This is a genomic window from Microbacterium sp. AG157 (assembly GCF_003385695.1).
In the GTDB taxonomy this organism is placed as follows: domain Bacteria; phylum Actinomycetota; class Actinomycetes; order Actinomycetales; family Microbacteriaceae; genus Microbacterium; species Microbacterium testaceum.
This window is the reverse complement of sequence record NZ_QRDK01000003.1, coordinates 84,888-103,032: the sequence shown is the minus strand read 5'-3', so window position 1 is coordinate 103,032 and position 18,145 is coordinate 84,888. Positions and strand designations below refer to the sequence as shown.

The window sequence follows — 18,145 nt, the reverse complement described above, 5'->3', positions numbered from 1 at the left end:
GAGCCCATGGACTTCGGCATCTTCGTTCCGCAGGGCTGGCGCTTCGACCTCGTGGGGATCGACCCCGCGGAGCACTGGCGGGTGATGAACTCCCTCGCCCAGAGCGCCGACGACGGTCCGTGGGCCTCGCTGTGGGTGTACGACCACTTCCACACCACGCCGGTTCCCAGCACGGAGGCCACCCACGAGGCGTGGACGCTCATGGCTGCCTTCGCCGCCGCGACCGACCGCGTCCGCCTCGGCCAGATGTGCACGTGCATGGGCTACCGCAACCCCGCGTACCTCGCCAAGGTCGCGGCCACGGTCGACGCGATCTCGGGCGGCCGCGCCGAAATGGGCATCGGCGGCGGCTGGTATGAGCACGAGTGGAAGGCCTACGGCTACGGCTTCCCGCCCATCGCGGAGCGTCTCGGGCGACTGCGCGAGGGAGTCGAGATCATGCACCAGGCCTGGACCACCGGCGAGGCGACCCTGTCGGGGAAGTACTACGAGGTCGACGGCGCGATCGTGCAGCCGAAGCCCCTTCAGCCCGGCGGCATCCCGCTCTGGATCGCCGGCGGCGGCGAGAAGGTCACGCTCAAGATCGCGGCGAAGTACGCCTCGTACACGAACTTCGGCGGCTCGCTCGAGGAGTTCGACCACAAGTCCGAGGTGCTGCGCGGGCACTGCGAGACCCTCGGTCGCGACGCGTCGGAGATCACCCGCTCGACGAACTTCAACACGATCGTCGCCGAGACCGAGGCCGAGGCGTCCGACCGCCTGGCCGCGGTCGTCGCGCGGCTGCGCCCGCACGTGGGCGACGAGCGGGCGGATGCCATCGAGGCCGACTACCGCTCGTCCGACGCTTTCGGCACGCCCGAGCAGATCGTCGAGCGCCTGCGCGAGCGCGCGGATCACGGCCTCGGCTACGCGATCCACTACTTCCCCGAGGCTGCCTACGACACCTCCGGCATCTCGCTCTTCGAGCGCGAGGTCATTCCGCACCTCTGACCCTCGGGCGCCCCGCGCGGCCCCGGCGGGCCGATCGAATGCGGGTCGGCGCACCGGAATCGGGCTGCCGCAGCGTGCCCGGGTCCACGGGCGTGCGGCATCACGGATGCAGGCCGACGCACCGGAATCGGATCACCGCACCGAAATCGGATCCACGGGCGTGTGGCATCCGATTCTGCTGCATTTATCCGATTCCCGTGCGCCCCGCGCGCCCGCGCGCGGACCAGCGCAGACCAGCGCCCCGCGGAGCGTTCAGACCAGCGGCGCGACCTCGGCGTAGGCGTCGGTCTCCACGGCGGGGGTGGATGCCGGGGCATCGAACACGCGCGCGCGCCGTGCCGTGGCATCCCAGGTCGGCCACCCCGGGTCTCGGTCTCGCGCGAACGATACGGCTGCGCCGTGCATCTGCGCGGCCAGGTCGGCCGGAGGGGTGCCCGCGATCGTGGCGACCCCGTCGGCGTCCAGGTGGTCGAACCAGAACGGCACGTCGAGGCAGTGGCACGCGACGCCGATGGACGGCACGGGCGACGCCCAGGCGAAGCGATACAGCCAGGTCGGAGCCGCGCCCCGCACCCGGGCCGTCTTCAGCACGGTCGAGCGGATGACGCGGTCGGTGAAGAACCCGCCCAGCACGGCTGCGGCTCCGCGCCGGCGGATGCTGTCGAGGTAGGCCCGTCGTCGCGTGCGCCGAAGGCCGAGCACCGCCAGGGCGAGCGGCACGGGGACGAGGCGAAGGACCCCGGCGAAACGGGCGGTGAGAGCCGTGAACTCGTCGTCGGTCGATCCGATCACGAGCGGGACGTCGGACGAGGCGCTGTCCGAAAGAGCGTCGAGCGGATGCCGCGGCAGCACGTCTCCGTCGACGACCGGTCCGAGCGGCAGACCGTCGTCGAGCAGGGTCGCGAGCGACGAGCGCGCACGGACCAGGTGCGGCGCGAGGGCGCTCCTCTGCGCCGCGACGATGCGCTCTTCGGGCACGGAGGCGAAGCCCGCGCGGTCGGCGCGGACGCCCGCACGGGCGGCGACACGAGCGGCGAACGCCCCCGCGGCCTGCCGCGAGACGGCACCGATCGCCGGCGAGACGGCCATCGCCGCGGAGAAGAGTCCGGACGCCATCGGGCTCGTCATCAGCGCGAGCACCGACCCGCCGCCCGCCGACTGCCCGGCCACGGTCACCCGGGCGGGGTCGCCACCGAACGCACGGATCTCGTCGCGCACCCACTCGAGGGCGGCGATCTGGTCGCGCAGGCCCCGGTTGGCGGGGGCGCCGTCGATGAGGCCGAAGCCGTCGAATCCGATCCGGTACGAGATCACCACGGTGATGATCCCGTCCCGCGCGAACGCGTCACCGTCGTACCAGCGACTGGCGGGGGAGCCCGAGGTGAAGCCGCCGCCGTGGATCCACACGAGCACCGGGAGGTCGGCATCCGGGGCTGCATCCGCGGGAGCGAAGACGTTGACGTTCAGGGTCGCGTCTCCCGGCACGCTCGGCTCCGGGATGAGGGTGATGCCCGCGTCGCCCCGTTGCGCGGTCGGCCCGTAGGCCGTGGCGTCTCGCTCGCCTCCCCAGGGCTCGAGCGGGACCGGAGCCGCGAAGCGCAGCGCCCCGATGGGCGGCCGGGCGAACGGGATGCCGAGGAAGACGGCGGTGGCGCCGCGCCGAAACCCGCGGACGTCACCCTTCGACGTGTGCGCGAGCGGAGCGGCATCCATGCCCTCATCCTGCCCTCGCGAAGCGGCGATGTCCCGCCCGTGCGGCACGCGTCGCGCGAAGTCGCGGCCGGCGGCACCTCGACCCACGCATAAACGCGATCGGCGCGCGGAAACGCGAGCAGAGCGCGTTTATACGTGTGGATCGCGTTTATGCGTGGGAAGCAAGCGGGGCGGGCCCGTTGCGGCGCGAGCTGGGCGAGCCCGTCGCGGGTCGCGCGCGGTCGCCGACGTCGCGGCCGACACCGCCGGAGGGTCAGACGTCGCGGCGCGCACCCTCCGACGGGGTCACCGTGAAGATGTTCGGAGCGCGGAAGCCGGATGCCGCAAACGCGGCGCGAAGGGCTGCCGTCGCCGCCGGGACGAGTCCGGTGGGAATCAGGGCGATCGCCGCCCCGCCGAAGCCTCCGCCGGTCATGCGTGCCCCCAGGGCGCCGTTCGACAGCGCCGTGTCGACGGACAGATCGAGCTCGGGGACCGAGATCTCGAAGTCGTCGCGCATCGAGGCGTGCGAGGCGACGAGCAGGTCGCCGATCGCGGACGGGCCGTCCGCGTCGAGGGCGGCGACCGTGTCGAGCACGCGCTGGTTCTCGGTGATCACGTGGCGCACGCGGCGGAAGGTGACGTCGTCGAGGATCTGCTCGGCGCGTGGGAGGTCGTCGACGGTGAGGTCGCGCAGCGACGAGACGCCGAAGGCTGCGGCTCCACGCTCGCATGCGTCGCGGCGTTCGCGGTATCCGCCGGTGGAATGCGCGTGCTCGACCAGCGTGTCGGTGACGAGGATCGACAGGCCGGCGTCGGCGAAGCCGAGGGGCACCGCACGCGTGTCGAGCGATCGGCAGTCGAGGAAGGTGGCCGCATCCGCGACGCCCAGCATCGAGGCCATCTGGTCCATGATCCCGGTCGGGGCGCCCACGGCGTCGTTCTCGGCGACGCGGCCGACGCGGGCGAGGGCGACCTTGTCGAGACCGGCGTTCCACACGTCGTTGAGGGCGGATGCCACGGCCCCCTCGATCGCGGCCGACGACGACAGTCCCGCGCCCACCGGCACATCCGAGGCCAGAGCGATGTCGACGCCCCGGGTCTCGGCATCCGGAGCCGCCTGACGCAACGCCCACGCGACACCCAGGGGGTAGCCCGCCCAGTCGAGGCCGCCGGCGGCGATCGCCGCGTCGAGCCCGGCGAGCGAGACCTCCACGGCGTCGGGGGAGAAGGTCGAGCGCACGCGGATCACGTCGTCGTCGCGCAGGGCGACGGCGGCCGCGGTGCGCTGGGCGATCGCGAAGGGGAAGACGAAGCCCTCGTTGTAGTCGGTGTGCTCGCCGATGAGGTTGGCGCGGCCGGGGGCAGACCACACCCCCACGATCGGGGCATCCGTCAGCGAGGTGAGCAGGGCGCGGGCGTCGTCGACGGCGGTCATGCCGTCACCTCCGGAACGGTGTCGATGGCGGCGCGCAGGCGTTCGGCCTGCGACTCGGGGGTCACGTCGCCGATCCAGGCGCCCATGGCGGCCTCGGATCCGGCGAGGTACTTCAGCTTGTCGGCGGCGCGACGCGGAGACGTGATCTGCAGGTTGAGGCGCACGGCCTCGCGTCCGCGGCCGACCGGCGCCTGGTGCCAGGCGGCGATGTAGGGGGTGGGGGTGTCGTACAGGGCGTCGATCCCCCGCAGGAGGCGCAGGTAGAACGGGGCGAGCTCGTCGCGCTCGGCGTCGGTCGTCTCAGCGAGGTCGGCGACGTGACGGTGCGGCAGCACGTGCACCTCGATGGGCCAGCGGGCGGCGAAGGGCACGTACGCCGTCCAGTGCTCTCCGCGCAGCACGACGCGTTCGCCGGCCTGCTCGAAGGCGAGGATGCGGGCGAACAGGTCGTCGGAGGTGCGCGAGATCGTGTCGAGCAGGCGGTGGGTGCGCGGGGTCACGTACGGGTAGGCGTAGATCTGCCCGTGCGGGTGGGGGAGGGTGACCCCGATCTCCTGTCCGCGGTTCTCGAAGGGGAACACCTGACGGATGCCGGGCAGAACCGACAGAGCCGCGGTCCGGTCGGCCCACGCTTCGATGACGGTGCGGGCGCGCGTCCGCGAGAGCGAGCCGAACGATCCCTCGTGCTGGGGACTGAAGCACACGACCTCGCAACGGCCCACCGAGGTGCGGGTGCGGCCGAGGCCCAGGTGTTCGAGGTCGTCGTCGCTGCGGGGCGGGTCGACGGCCGCGGGGGCATCGCCGACCGCGGCGTCGAGGGCGGGCCCGAACGAGGGCGACTTGTTCTCGAAGACGGCGACGTCGTAGAGCGAGGGGATCTCGGACGGGTTGCTCGGGGTCTGCGGCGAGAGCGGGTCGAGGTGCGCGGGCGGCAGGAACGCGCGGTTCTGCCGATTGGATGCCACGGTGATCCAGTCGCCGGTCAGCACGTCCTGCCGCATGGTGGCGGTGGCGGGGCGGGGGTCGAGGGTGCGGGCGTCGACCGAGCGGTCGGCGCCGAGCGTCGTGCCGGGGTCGTCGAAGTACATCAGCTCGCGGCCGTCGGCCAGGCGCGTCGAGCGTTTGACGACGCCGGCGCCCAGCGGCTGGGCGGTGGGACTGTCCGTGTTCACGATAACACGCTACATCTGGCGCGTGATATCGTCAACATGGAGGGGGCGTGATGCGCGTATCCATGGCCGATGTGGCCGCTGAGGCCGGGGTCTCGGCGCAGACGGTGTCGCGCGTGGCGAACGGCAGCCCGCGCGTCGATCCCGCCACCCGAGCCCGGGTCGAGAGGGCCATGGCCGATCTCGGCTACCGCATGCACCGGGCCGCGCGTGCTCTGCGCACGGGGCAGACCTCCACCATCGGACTCGTCGTGTCGACCCTCGCCTCGGTCGGAAACTCCCGCATGCTGCAGGCCATCTCCGAGGCCGCCGCCGCTCGCGACTACGCCCTGGCCGTGGTCACGGTCGGAGAACGAGGCATCCACGAGGCTTTCGCCCGACTCCGCTCCCAGGGCGTCGACGGTGCCGTCGTGCTGAACGAAGCGACCGAGCTCGCGCGCGACGCCGAACCCCCCGCCGACCTGCACCTCGTCGTCGTGGACTCTCCGCCCGACGAGCGTTTCTCGATCGTGCAGACCGACCACGCCGGGGGAGCCCGCGCCGCGACCGCGCACCTGCTCTCGCTCGGCCACGCGACCGTTCATCACGTCGCCGGCCCCGCCCGCTCCTTCGCCGCGGCCGAGCGCGAGCGCGGCTGGCGCGACGCCCTCGCCGGCGCCGGCGCCGCGATCGTCGAACCCGTTCGGGGCGACTGGACCTCGGCATCCGGTCATCGTGCGGCCGCGGGGCTCGACGCCGCCACCGCCGTCTTCGTCGCCAACGACCAGATGGCGCTCGGCGTTCTGCGGGCTTTCGCCGACGGGGGTCGGGGCATCCCCTCCGACGTCGCCGTTGTGGGCTTCGACGACATCGTGGATGCCGCGGAGTTCCGGCCTCCGTTGAGCACTGTGCGCCAGGACTTCGACGCCCTCGGCGGCCGCGCGGTGGCCGCTCTGGTCGCGGCGATCGAGGGGGGAGCCCCCGTCGTCGAAACGGTGCCCGCGGCCCTCGTGGTGCGTGCGAGCAGCGGGAGCAGGTGACGAACCAGAGGTGGTACACCCCATTCTCTCGGTGGCACACTGACCACATGCCGACCACCCGACCGCGCACGCAAGTGACGCACACGCGAGCGGTCGAACAGGCCCTGGAGATCGCGCGCTCTCGATGGCCCGACGAGTCGCCCAGCGCCTTGCTCATGCACCTGGTCGTGCGGGGTGGGCAGGCGATCCAAGATGAGCAGTCGCAGCGTGCGATCGATCGTCGCGCCGCCGTGGACGCGGCGGTCCAGCGGCTGGCGGGGATCTATCCCGACGGGTATCTCCACGAGCTCCGCGGGGACTGGCCCGAGTGGTCGTTCTCGATGCCGGAGTCGTCATCGCCCTGTTCAGCCCCGACGATGCCCACCACGACCGGGCCAAGGCTCTCTTCGTCCGACAGGCGGGGCCCTCCTGCATTCGCTGACCGTCGCGGAGACCCTCGTCGTCGCCGCACGTGTCGAGCGCGAGGGGGAGTTGTGGGACGCCCTGCGCAGCCTCGGGGGAGAGGTGGCGGCGATGGGGCCCGATGAGCCCCTGCTGCTGGCGCGATTGCGTGCCACGCACGCCCTGGAAATGCCCGACACGTGCGTTCTCGCGGTGGCGGTGCACCTGCGCGTCCCCATCGCCACCTTCGATACGCGACTGGCCGCCGTGGCCGACGAGATGTCGCTCTTGTTCTCCGTCGACTGACCCGGCGCAGATCCCCCCCGTCTTGCTCGGGGCGCCTGGCCCTCCGTCCGTTGCGGGGCGAGGACGCACTCCCGAATGTCGCGGAGCCCGTGATCGTGACGCCGTGCGGCGCTGCCGTCGGTCACCCCAGGGCGAGGCTCGCGGTGGTGCGGACGGTGCGAAGCGGCGAGGCCGCCACCCACACGACGGTGAGCGCCACCCCGACGCACCCCACCGCGATCCCGGCCCGCGTGCCCAGGGTCTCGCCCGCGAGACCGCCGAGGCCCCCGCCGATCGCGACGACGCCGTACGAGATCCACCGCACGGTCGCGTTGACCCGTCCAAGCAGGTGGTCGGGCGTCCGCAGCTGCCGCAGGGTCAGAGCCACCACGCTCGAGAGTGAGGTGCCCGCGCCGTTGACGGCGAAGACGCCCACGAGCGCGGCGACGATCACGGGCGTCGACCACGCGGCATCCACGAACGGGATGACGCCGAGAACGAGGCTCTCGGCTCCGGCGCAGGCGATGAGCACCGGTCCGACGCCGAAGCGCCGCACGCTCGCGGGGGCGGCCGCGGCTCCGACCACGGCTCCCACCGCGCCGAGGCTGAAGACGAGGCCGAGATGCCCCGCCGTCAGGCCGAGCTCGCGCACGGCGTGCACGAGCAGCAGCACGGTGATCCACTGCGCGAAAAGGTTGTAGATCGCCGAGAATCCCACGAGCGAGACCAGGTAGCGATCGTGCCGCACGAACCCCAGTCCCTCGCGCAGCTCGGCGAGGGCGCCGCGGCGCTGAGGCAGAGGATCGGACTCGGAGGAGCGGATGCCGAGGAGCGCGACGGCCGAGACGGCGTAGGTGACGGCTTGCGAGAGGAGTGCCCACGGGGCCGTCAGGGTCTGCACGAGCCAGCCGCCCAGGCCCGGTCCTCCCACCTGTGCGGCGGAGGCGGTGGCCTGCAATCGCCCGTTGGCTCGTTCGAGGTCGTCTCGCGCAGCGACCGTGGGCAGGAAGGACTGGTACGCCACCTCGAACGCGACGGTGAGGGTCCCGATGACGAAGATGAGCCCCAGCAGCACCGGGAGGGTCAGTGATCCCGCCACGGCCACGGTGACGAGAACGACGATGAGGGCTGCGCGCGCGATGTCGGCCGCGACGAGGACGGGCCGGCGCCGCCGCCGATCCACCAGGACCCCGAGGGGGAGCGCGAGTAGAAGGAACGGCAGCCAGCGGGCGACTCCCACGAGTCCGGCCTCCGCCGCCGTCGCGTGCAGGATCACCACGGCCAGCAGCGGCACGGCCAGGTCGCCGACCTGGCTGCCCACGGCCGAGGTCGTCTGCGCCAGCCAGAACCGGTGGAAGTCGCCGCCCAATCGCGTTCTAACGTGTGTTTCCATCTTCACCCGTTAAACATGTCGGCCCCTTCGGTAACGCGTCAAGACCTCTTCACGCATTAGGATGTCCGGTATGGGTGCGACGACGTTTCCCCGGGTCGGGGGCCACCCGGCCTTCGATCTCGTCGACACGGTGCACTGGCGTCTCGACGACACCCGCGCGATCGACACCCTGCCCGACGTCGAGGCGGTGCTCGACTGGTGCGCCGAGATCGACGTGATCGCCGACCCCGACGCCCTCCGCGCTCTCGCCTCCGCCGCGCCCGCAACGGCGACCGCGGAACATGCGGCGATCACCGCGCTCCGCGAGGCCGTCTACGAGGCCGTTTTCGAGGAGTCACCGGATGCCGTGGCCCTCATCGCCCGTGAGCACATCGACGCGTTGAGCCGTTCGAGCCTGCAACGGGACGGTTATCGGTGGCGCTGGCATCCGCCCGCCGATCTGACCGGTCCGCGCGCGGCGATCGCCCTTCTCGCTCACGACCTGCTGACCTCGGACCTTCGCGCGGCGCGGCAGTGCGGCGACGACGCGTGCGGCTGGGTGTACCTCGACACCTCCCCCCGGCACAACCGCATCTGGTGCACCGCCGCCGGCTGCGGCAACCGCAACCGCGTCAAGCGCCACCACGCGAGATCGCGCGTCTGAGGCGAGACCGCCGTCAGACCACGTCACCCCACGGCATCGGCCGTTCGGGATCGCGAGAACTGTCGTCGGGCAGGGGCGGAAGAGCCTCGCCTCCCGCGCGGATGCAGAGCCACCGCAGCTCGCTGTCGCCGCCCGGGGTCGCGCGCCAGGTGCGCCAGACGTTCTGCCCGACACGCACGACGCTGCCGGGGCCGACGTCGATCACGTCGTCGTCGAGGCCCATCTGGCCGCGACCCTCGAGGAAGACGTACAGTTCCTCGACCCGGGTGTGCGTGTGCCAGTAGCCGGCCTCTTCTCCGGGCAGCAGGGCGTTCGCCGTCATCCCGATGAACTGCATGGTCAGCTCGTGGTCGACGACGCGCCGCCCGTCGCGGGAGCGCGCCGGGGCGAACCCCCCGAAGTGGTCGCGCCAGTCGGCCAGCCCGCCGATCTCGGTGACCTCGTAGTCGCTCATCGGTTCTCGCTTTCGTTCGCGGGTTCGGTCAGCTGCCAGCCCTCGGCGGTGCGCCGGTAGATCGTGCGCAGGTGCCGGCGGTCGGGGGAGCCCTGCCAGAACTCGACCCGGTCGGGGACGAGTCGCCAGAGCACCCACCCGCCCGGCTCGATCCCGTCGCGGGCGGCGGCGGACCGGGCGGCGAGGTCGGCCGCGCTCTTTTCGGCCGAGGCTTCGACCACTCGCCCGCGCACGCGCACGGCTCGCAGGACCGCCGGCCACCAGAAGTTCAGCGCCGCGGCGGGTCGGGCCGCGAGTTGCTCACCCTTGGCGGAGGCGCGCGGACCGGCGAAGGCCCACCCCTCCGGCCCCAGGTCCTTGAGGATCAGCGTGCGGGCGTCCGGGATTCCGTCGGCGTCGACCGTCGCGAGGGTGGCGCCGTGTGCTTCGACGATGCCGGCGTCGACGGCCTGGCGCAGCCACCGCTCGAACAGCGCCTCGGGTGCGTCGGGGAGCGGCTCGGCATCCCGGTCGGGGGGAGTCCCCGTGAGCGAGGGGAGCGACCGGAGCCAGGGAGCCATCGTCATGCCCCCATCCTGCTCCTCCCGGGCACGCGCCTTGCCCGTGTGAGGCGCCAAGAATCGTCGCTTCCGGCGCTCGGGAAGCGACAAAGACGGGTGCCTCACGCGCGGGCACCCGGGCGGGAGGGATGCCACGAGAACAGGCCGATCCGCGCGGAATCGGCCTGTTCTCGGCGCACGCGCCCGTGCTCGTGACGGACTACTCCTCGAGCTGCCCCAGGGACGGCTCGGCGACGAAGCGGGCGACGGCCTCGACCGCGTGCTCCAGTTCGAGGACGACGATCTCGTTCGCTCCCGCGCGCGTCGCGGGACCCGGGACGTACAGGGTGTTCTGCGGCACGTTGTTCCAGTACCGGCCGAGGAAGAAACCGTTGACGAAGGCGAAGCCCTTGCCCCACGACGTGGTGTCGAGGAACAGATCGGCGGACGCGTCCAGGTCGAAAGAACCGCGCAGCAGCACGCGGCCCACCGAACCGGCTCCCGTTCCTTCCGCGGCTTCCAGGGCGACGGGCGTCGCCGTCCAGCCCGTGAGCGGCTCGCCGTTCAGGGTGACGGGTCCGAACAGGCCCTTGGCCTCGCCGAGGCGGTCGGCGTAGTTCACGCGGCCCTGGTCCTCGACGAGGACCGTGAGCCGAGCGCCCGCGGGGATCGTGAGGGCGCGCTCGTGCAGCGTCCGCGAGAGTCGACCCACGGGAGTGTCGTCCACGTGCACCCATGCCAGATCCCGCACCTCGGCGAACACGAGCGCCGCAGGACCCGCGAACGCGGGCAGCTCCACGTCGTACCGCACGAGCGGGCCGAGGTGCGCGATCTGCTCGAAACTCGGCGGATCGTCGGCGATCGCGACGGGGGTGGGGGCCGGCATCCAGTCGCCCTCGCCCGACAGCGCCACCTCGAAGGCGGGCGCCTCCGGGCGGGGCGCGGGCACGAACTCGGGAACGGGGGCGTACTTGGCGATGACCTCGCGGAACGCGTGGAACTTCGCCGTCGGTTGCCCCGACTCGTCGATCGGCGCGTCGTAGTCGTACGAGGTGACGATCGGGTCGAACCGGCCCTTGTCGTTGGCCCCGTTCGTCGTGCCGAAGTTCGTGCCGCCGTGCACCATGTAGATGTTCACCGAGGCGCCCGCGGCGAGCAGCACGTCGAGGTCGTGGGCGGATGCCGCGGGGTCGGTCGTGTGGTGGATGCTGCCCCACCAGTCGAACCAGCCGTCCCAGAACTCGCTGCACATGAGCGGGCCGGTGGGCTGATGCTCGCGGAGGGTCGCGAGGCGCTCCTCGGACCGCGATCCGAACGACCCGGTGAGGTGCAGCCCCGGCAGGCTTCCGGCCTCGAGCATCCACGGCATCGGCTGGTCGACGGTGGTCAGCGGTACCGTGATGCCGGCGTCCTCGGTCACGCGCACGAGCTCGCGCAGATAGGTCTTGTCGGAGCCGTAGGCGCCGTACTCGTTCTCGATCTGCACGAGCACCACATTGCCGCCGCGATCGATCTGGCGGGGTGCCACGATCTCGTAGACCCGGCGCAGGTACTCCGACACCGCGTCGATGAACTGCGGTTCCGAACGCCGGATGCCGATGCCCGGCGTCGAGGTCAGCCACACCGGCAACCCGCCGTTGTGCCATTCCGCGCAGATGTACGGGCCCGGGCGCACGATCGCGTGCAGGCCTTCGTCGGCGATCAGGTCGAGGAAGCGTCCGAGGTCGTTCCACCCCGTGGCATCCCACTCCCCGCGAACGGGCTCGTGGGCGTTCCACGCCACGTAGGTCTCGATGGTGTTGAGCCCCATGGCCTTGGCGGTGCGGATGCGGTCGACCCAATGGTCGGGGTGGATGCGGAAGTAGTGCAGCGTTCCGGAGATGACCTGGTGGGGCTTCCCGTCGAGCAGGAAGTCGGTCTCGCCGATGGAAAAAGTCGTCACGATGTCTTTCGGGTCAGTCGATGAGGCGAGCGGTCAGGCGCACCCAGGCGAGGGCGGGGAGGGTGAAACGCAGGATGCCGTCGTCGCCCACCTTCACGGGCAGGTCGAGGGGAGCGACGGGCTCGCCGTCGGCGGAGTTGGTGGTGTGGCGGTCCCCGCCCTCGGGGATCGTGATCACCAGGGCCTCGACGTCGGCGACGCGGCCGAGGTCGAGCTCGACCGGGGTCGGGGCCTCGAGGTCGCGGTGCGCGAAGAACACCGAGACCGTGTCGCCGTCGATCGTGGCGATCGAGTCCACGGCGTCGACCGGTCCGTGGCGCGGGGTGTCGATCGTGGCGCCGTCGACGCTCGGGACGACCACACGACCGGATGCCGCCGTGGCGGTGAGGGCGAAGGGGTGGAAGATCGTCTGTCTCCAGGCCGTGCCGCCGTCGGGCTCGGTGCGAATGGGGGCGATGACGTTCACGAGCTGTGCGAGGTTCGCCATCGACACGCGGTCGGAGCGGCGGAGCAGCGTGATCAGGAGCGAGCCGACGACGACGGCATCGGTGACGGTGTAGTCGTCTTCGATGAGGCGCGGCGCGATCGGCCAGTCGCCCGTGAACACGCGCGGCTTGTCGACCTCGTTCCAGCGGGTCTGGTTCCAGACGTTCCACTCGTCGACGCTGATGCCGATCGGGCGGCCGTCGGGAGTCGTCGCCCCGACCTCGTCGATGATGTCCGCGACTTCGCCGATGTAGCGGTCGAGGGCGACGCCGCTGGCGAGGAAGCTGGCGGGGTCGGCGGGGTCTTCTTCGTAGTACGCGTGGACCGAGATGTGGTCGATCAGTCCCGCGGTGTGACGCAGCACGGTGCGCTCCCACTCGCCGAAGGTCGGCATCTCGTGGTTCGAGCTTCCCGCGGCCACGAGCTCGACCGTCGGGTCGATGAAGCGCATCATGCGCGCGGTCTCGGCGGACAGACGGCCGTACTCGTCAGCGGTCTTGTGGCCGATCTGCCAGGGGCCGTCCATCTCGTTGCCCAGGCACCACAGGCGGATGCCGAAAGGGTCTTCGCGGCCGTTGTCGCGGCGGCGGTCGCTCAGGGCGGTGCCCGAGGGGTGGTTGGCGTACTCGAGCAGGTCGGCGGCCTCGGCCACGCCGCGCGTACCCAGGTTCACCGCCTCCATGACCTCGAGGCCCGCGGCATCCGCCCACTCGGCGAACTCGTGCAGGCCCACCTGATTGGTCTCGGTGCTGTGCCACGCGGCATCCAGCCGAACCGGACGCTCCTCGCGCGGGCCCACGCCGTCCTCCCAGCGGTAGCCCGACACGAAGTTGCCGCCGGGGTAGCGCACGACGGTGGCGCCCAGCTCGCGCACGAGCTCGAGCACGTCGGCGCGGAAGCCCTGGCCGTCGGCGGTGTCGTGCCCGGGGGAGTGGATGCCGTCGTAGACGCAACGGCCCATGTGCTCGACGAACGAGCCGAACAGGCGGCGGGGGACGTCGGCTCCGACGGCGGTGCGGTCCACGACGATGCGGGTGGGGGAGGTCATTCGGGTCTCTCCTGGCGAGGGAAGGGAAGGGGCGGGCCGCATGCGTGCACGCGGACCCGCCCCCGGGGAACTGCTTACTTGTTGACCGAGAAGCCCTGGTCGTTGCCGTACTGGACGAGCTGGTCCTGCCACGCGGTGAGGCCCGCGTTCAGGTCGCTCTTCTTCGAGTAGGCCTGGCCCACGGTGTCGCCGTAGATGCTGTTGGCGTACACCTGGAAGGGCAGGTAGCTCCACCCCTCGCGCACCTCGCTCGAGGCCTGCGTGAGCACCTGGTTGATCTGCTGGCCGCCGAAGTAGTCCGACTTCTTGTCGACGAAGGCGGGGTCGCTCAGCTGCGCGGTGGTCGAGGGGAAGCCACCCGACTCGGCGAAGATCTTCAGGCTCTCGTCGTCGTTGTTGAGCCACTTGAGGAAACCGGCCGCGAGCGCGGGGTTCTTGCTCTGCTTGGTCACGGCCTGGCCGCCGCCGCCGTTCTCCGCCGTCACGGCCTTGCCGTCGTAGGTCGGGATGGGGGCCACGGCCCACTTGCCCGAGCCGTCCTTCACCGAGGACTCCAGGACGCCGGGCATCCAGGCGCCGATGACGAGAGAGGCGATCGAACCGTCACCGAGGCCCTTGAACCACTCGTCGCTCCAGCTGGGGGTGTTGGAGATCAGGCCGCCTTCGATGAGACGGTTCCAGTTGTCGGCGAACTTCTTCGAGCCCTCGTCCTGCAGGTCGATGGTGACGTCGGTGCCCGAGGTCTTGAAGGGCGTGCCGCCGGCCTGCCAGATCATGCTGGTCGTGAAGCCCGAGTCGCCGTTGTCGGCGGTGATGTACTTCGTCGGGTCGGCGGCGTGCAGCTTCTCGGCCGCCGCGACGTACTCGTCCCACGTGGTGGGGACGGCGATGCCGTACTGGTCGAAGACCGACTTGTTGTAGAAGAGGGCCATGGGGCCCGAGTCCTGCGGCAGGCCGTACAGCTTGCCGTCGAAGTTGACCGAGCCCCACGGGCCGGTCGCGTAGTCGTCCTTGAGGTCGGCGAAGCCGTACGACGACAGGTCGACCAGCGAGTCCGAGAGCGCGAACTGCGGGAAGGCGTAGTACTCGATCTGCACGACGTCGGGAGCGCCGGAGCCCGCCTTGATGGCGTTCTGGAGCTTGGTGTACTCCTCGGTGTTGGTGCCCGCGTTGACGTAGTTGACCTTGACCTTGGGGTACTTCGCCTCGAAGGCCTTGACCTGCGCCTCGGCCGAGGGGGTCCAGGACCAGTACGTGATCTCGCCGCCGGCCTCGAGGGCCTTCTCGATGTCGTCGGCCGATCCGCCGGCAGCACCGCCGGCGTTACCGCCCGAGCACGCGGTCAGCGCGCCGACCGTCAGGGCGGTGGCGGCGACGGCGAAGACGGCCCGCCGAGCGGCGGTGCTCTTGCGCATGAATGTCATCGGTTCCTTCACTTCGTTGTTGTGGAGTCGGGGCCGAGGCCCCGGGGGTGTTGTGTGTTCCGGGGCAGGACGCTCCGGTGGTGTGGTGTTGCGGGTCATCCGGGGGGATACCCCGGTCAGGGGGAGCTGGGGCGGATCATTCCTTGACGCTGCCGGCGGTCAGGCCCGACTGCCAGAAGCGCTGCAGCAGGAGGAAAGCCGCGACGATCGGGATGATCGAGAGCAGCGATCCGGTGATCACGAGGTTGTAGATGGGCTGCGCGGCGACGCCGGTCGCCTGCGCGTTCCACTGGTTGAGGCCGACCGTGAGCGGGTACCAGGCGGGGTCGCTCAGCATGATCAGCGGGAGGAAGTAGTTGTTCCAGGTCGCCACCACCGCGAACAGCAGCACGGTGACGATGCCCGGGGTGAGCAGGCGGATCGAGATGGTGAAGAAGGTGCGGAACTCCCCCGCCCCGTCCATCCGGGCGGCTTCGAGCAGCTCGGTGGGGATGGCGTCCGTCGCGTAGACCCAGATCAGGTAGAGGCCGAACGGGCTGATGAGGGAGGGGATGATGATGGCCCACGGGGTGTTCGTGATGCCCAGCTGGCTGAACAGCAGGAACGTCGGCACCGCCAGAGCGGTACCCGGAACGGCGATCGCGCCCAGGACGACGGCGAAGACCGCCTTGCGGCCGCGGAAGTTGTACTTCGCCAGGCCGTAGCCCGCGAGGGTGGCGAGCAGGGTCGCGCCACCTGCGCCGACGACGACGTAGAGCAGCGTGTTGCCGAGCCAGCGCAGGAAGATCCCGTCGCGGTAGGTCAGGGTCTGCACGATGTTGTCGCCGAGCGCGAAGTCGCTGCCGAACCACAGGCCGAACGTCGAGAAGAGCTCGGGCTGGGTCTTGGTGGAGTTGATGAGCAGCCACGCCAGGGGAACGAGCGTGTACAGCAGGTACAGCGCCATGACGATGCTCAGCACCACGGACTTCTTGCTGTGCGTGGGGGAGCTGCGTGCGAAGCGGCGGCGCGTGCCCTGACGGGGAGTGGTCACGGCGACGGTGTCGGTACGGGGTGCGGTCGCGGTGGTCATCGCGCCTCCTGACGGGAGCCGCGCAGCTGCACGACGTAAGCGATGACGGCGGTGATGACGCCCATGATGATGGCGATCGTGGCGGCGTAGTTGTACTGCTGGCCGGCGAACGAGAGGTTGTACGCGTACATGTTCGGCGTGAAGAACGTCGAGATCACGTTGGGCGCGAGCGGCTTGAGGATGTTCGGCTCGTTGAAGAGCTGGAAGCTGCCGATGATCGAGAAGATGGTCGCGATGACGACCGCGCCGCGGACGGCCGGGATCTTGATCGAGAAGATCGTGCGCCACGCGCCCGCTCCGTCGATGGATGCCGCTTCGTACAGCTCGTTCGGGATGGTCTTCAGCGAGGAGTAGAAGATCAGCATGTTGTAGCCGACGAACTGCCACGTGACGATGTTGCCGATCGACAGCAGCATCCATTCGGGCAGGAAGGGCTGCACGAACTGACCGCCCAGCAGGTCGTTGAGGTTGCGGGTCAGGCCGAACTGGTCGCCGTAGATGTAGCCCCACATGAGCACGGCCACGACGGCGGGCACCGCGTACGGCAAGAAGATCACCATGCGGTAGAAACCTGCCGCGTGAAGCCGTGCGCTGTCGATCGCGAGGGCGGCGCCGAGGGCGAGCAGCAGCATGATCGGCACCTGCACCACGAGGAAGAGCAGGACGCGCCCGAAGCCGTCCCAGAACTTCGAGTCGCCGAAGGCCGCGATGTAGTTGTCGAGACCGACGAAGGCGTTGCCGCCGATGAGCTGGTCGCGGAACAGGCTCAGGTAGACCGAGTACGCCAGCGGCGCCAGGAACACGAGGGCGAAGACGAGGGCGAACGGGGCGACGAACAGCCAGCCGCGGTCTTCGATTCGGGAACGCCGCTTGCGCTGGGGGGTGCGCAGGGCGGGCGGGGGTGCCGCAGTGGTCGTCATCGTCCGGTGCCTCTTCATTGGTGCGCATCTCGGTCGGGTTGGCCGAGATGTTGACGTAAACATAACTCGGCCCCGCTAGTGTGTCAACGTCAACATCCCGAGGGGGCACGCATGAGCGAGACGACGACGACGTCGACCGCGATTCCGACGCGCGAGCGTCGACGCGAGGTGTCGATGGCCGACGTGGCCGCGGCCGCGGGGGTGTCGGGACAGACCGTCTCCCGCGTCGCCAACGGCCGCGCGAACGTCGACCCCGACACTCGACAGCGAGTGCTCGACGCGATGTCCACGCTGGGGTACCGCCCGAACAGTGCCGCTCGGGCGCTGCGGTCGGGACGTTTCCGCAGCATCGGCGTCATCATGTTCTCGCTGAGCTCGTACGGCAACACGCGCACGCTCGACGCGTTGGCGTCGATGGCCGCGGCATCCGGGTACTCCATCACCCTCATCACGGTCCAATCCGCCTCGCAGTCCGACGTGTCGGGTGCCTTCCTCCGCCTGCACGAGCACGCGGTCGACGGCATCGTGATCCTGATCGAGACCCACCGTCTCGGTGAGAACGAGCTCTCGCTGCCCACCGGGCTGCCGGTCGTGGTCGTCGATTCGAGTGCCGACTACCCCTACGCGGTCGTCGACAACGACCAGGCTCAGGGCGCCCGCCTGGCGACCGAGCACCTGCTCGACCTCGGCCACGAGACCGTGTGGCACGTCTCGGGTCCGCCCGAGTCGTTCGCCGCGGAACGTCGCCGCGACGCATGGCGTTCGGCCCTCGAGGATCGCGGATGCCGTGTGCCCGAGGTGCAGATCGGTGACTGGACGGCCGACTCGGGGCATCGGATCGGACAGGCGCTCGCGAAGGACCCCGCCGTCACTGCCGTCTTCGCCGCCAACGACCAGATGGCGCTCGGCGTGATCCGCGCCCTGCACGAGGCGGGACGGGTCGTGCCGCGAGATGTCAGCGTGGTCGGCTTCGACGACATGCCCGAGGCGGCGAACTTCTGGCCGCCGCTGACGACGGTGCGGCAGCGATTCGAGCGCGTCGGCGAAGAGGCGATGAGCGCTCTGATCGCCGACATCGAGGGCGACGGCGGCGAGCACGCCCGCACCCTCGTCCCCACCTCGTTGGTGGTGCGCGCCAGCTCGGGTCGGCGTTCCTGACCGGCGGAGCGCCGTTCCCGGCGAGCCGCGCATCCCGTTCGGGGCAACCGTTGCGGTGATCCATAGCGTTCCCTTAGGCTCGGTGTTGACGT

16 protein-coding genes are annotated in these 18,145 nt (G+C 70.7%); 5 read left to right on the top strand and 11 right to left on the bottom strand.

Translation table 11 applies throughout. The features are described from left to right. Positions 1–6: 6 nt before the first annotated feature. Positions 7–990 carry an LLM class F420-dependent oxidoreductase gene (locus tag DEU35_RS09930; RefSeq protein WP_116239409.1) on the top strand — a complete coding sequence of 328 codons (984 nt, stop codon included), beginning with the start codon at positions 7–9 and terminating at the stop codon, positions 988–990. 252 nt (positions 991–1,242) lie between these two features. On the opposite strand, the gene DEU35_RS09925 is transcribed toward DEU35_RS09930, so the two are convergent. From DEU35_RS09925 to galT, 3 genes are all read right to left on the bottom strand, one after another. Continuing rightward, positions 1,243–2,703, bottom strand: a complete 1,461-nt coding sequence (locus DEU35_RS09925; protein WP_116239408.1) for a carboxylesterase/lipase family protein — start codon at positions 2,701–2,703, stop codon at positions 1,243–1,245. Positions 2,704–2,956: 253 nt separating this feature from the next. Next, entirely contained in the window at positions 2,957–4,120 is a 1,164-nt protein-coding gene (gene galK, locus DEU35_RS09920) for a galactokinase (RefSeq protein WP_116239407.1), read from the bottom strand. After that, on the bottom strand, positions 4,117–5,208 hold the full coding sequence (gene galT / locus DEU35_RS09915; RefSeq protein ID WP_246078317.1) for a galactose-1-phosphate uridylyltransferase: 1,092 nt from the start codon (positions 5,206–5,208) through the stop codon (positions 4,117–4,119). Before galT ends, galK begins: the two co-directional genes overlap by 4 nt. Positions 5,209–5,342: 134 nt before the next feature. On the opposite strand from galT, the gene DEU35_RS09910 reads away from it, so the two are divergent. Both DEU35_RS09910 and DEU35_RS17560 read left to right on the top strand, forming a co-directional pair. Further along, positions 5,343–6,308, top strand: coding sequence for a LacI family DNA-binding transcriptional regulator (locus DEU35_RS09910; RefSeq protein WP_116239406.1), 966 nt, complete (start codon positions 5,343–5,345; stop codon positions 6,306–6,308). Between the two features lie 192 nt (positions 6,309–6,500). Then, entirely contained in the window at positions 6,501–6,995 is a 495-nt protein-coding gene (locus tag DEU35_RS17560) for a PIN domain-containing protein (protein WP_396652087.1), read from the top strand. 121 nt (positions 6,996–7,116) lie between these two features. Here the strand turns inward: DEU35_RS17560 and DEU35_RS09900 are convergent, their stop codons facing one another. Beyond that, on the bottom strand, positions 7,117–8,367 hold the full coding sequence (locus tag DEU35_RS09900; protein WP_147301856.1) for an MFS transporter: 1,251 nt from the start codon (positions 8,365–8,367) through the stop codon (positions 7,117–7,119). Positions 8,368–8,437: 70 nt separating this feature from the next. On the opposite strand from DEU35_RS09900, the gene DEU35_RS09895 reads away from it, so the two are divergent. Then, entirely contained in the window at positions 8,438–9,010 is a 573-nt protein-coding gene (locus tag DEU35_RS09895) for a CGNR zinc finger domain-containing protein (RefSeq protein ID WP_181904628.1), read from the top strand. 13 nt (positions 9,011–9,023) lie between these two features. On the opposite strand, the gene DEU35_RS09890 is transcribed toward DEU35_RS09895, so the two are convergent. From DEU35_RS09890 to DEU35_RS09860, 7 genes are all read right to left on the bottom strand, one after another. After that, the gene (locus DEU35_RS09890) at positions 9,024–9,464 is read right to left on the bottom strand and encodes a cupin domain-containing protein (protein WP_116239402.1); all 441 of its coding nucleotides are present in this window, start codon (positions 9,462–9,464) and stop codon (positions 9,024–9,026) included. After that, on the bottom strand, positions 9,461–10,030 hold the full coding sequence (locus tag DEU35_RS09885; protein WP_116239401.1) for a pyridoxamine 5'-phosphate oxidase family protein: 570 nt from the start codon (positions 10,028–10,030) through the stop codon (positions 9,461–9,463). Before DEU35_RS09885 ends, DEU35_RS09890 begins: the two co-directional genes overlap by 4 nt. Before the next feature lie 193 nt (positions 10,031–10,223). After that, the gene (locus DEU35_RS09880) at positions 10,224–11,945 is read right to left on the bottom strand and encodes a glycoside hydrolase family 35 protein (RefSeq protein ID WP_116239400.1); all 1,722 of its coding nucleotides are present in this window, start codon (positions 11,943–11,945) and stop codon (positions 10,224–10,226) included. 13 nt (positions 11,946–11,958) lie between these two features. After that, on the bottom strand, positions 11,959–13,479 hold the full coding sequence (locus DEU35_RS09875; RefSeq protein ID WP_116239399.1) for an alpha-N-arabinofuranosidase: 1,521 nt from the start codon (positions 13,477–13,479) through the stop codon (positions 11,959–11,961). Positions 13,480–13,553: 74 nt separating this feature from the next. After that, positions 13,554–14,894, bottom strand: coding sequence for a sugar ABC transporter substrate-binding protein (locus DEU35_RS09870; protein ID WP_103208619.1), 1,341 nt, complete (start codon positions 14,892–14,894; stop codon positions 13,554–13,556). 145 nt (positions 14,895–15,039) lie between these two features. Then, positions 15,040–15,849: a carbohydrate ABC transporter permease gene (locus DEU35_RS09865; RefSeq protein WP_103208622.1), complete on the bottom strand. Its 810-nt coding sequence runs from the start codon at positions 15,847–15,849 to the stop codon at positions 15,040–15,042. A gap of 122 nt (positions 15,850–15,971) precedes the next feature. Beyond that, positions 15,972–16,895, bottom strand: coding sequence for a carbohydrate ABC transporter permease (locus DEU35_RS09860; protein ID WP_103208408.1), 924 nt, complete (start codon positions 16,893–16,895; stop codon positions 15,972–15,974). 111 nt (positions 16,896–17,006) lie between these two features. Here DEU35_RS09860 and DEU35_RS09855 point away from each other — a divergent pair, with 111 nt between their 5' ends. Beyond that, positions 17,007–18,053 (top strand): LacI family DNA-binding transcriptional regulator, encoded by a 1,047-nt coding sequence (locus tag DEU35_RS09855; RefSeq protein WP_170210711.1) that lies wholly within the window; start codon positions 17,007–17,009, stop codon positions 18,051–18,053. Positions 18,054–18,145: the final 92 nt, after the last annotated feature.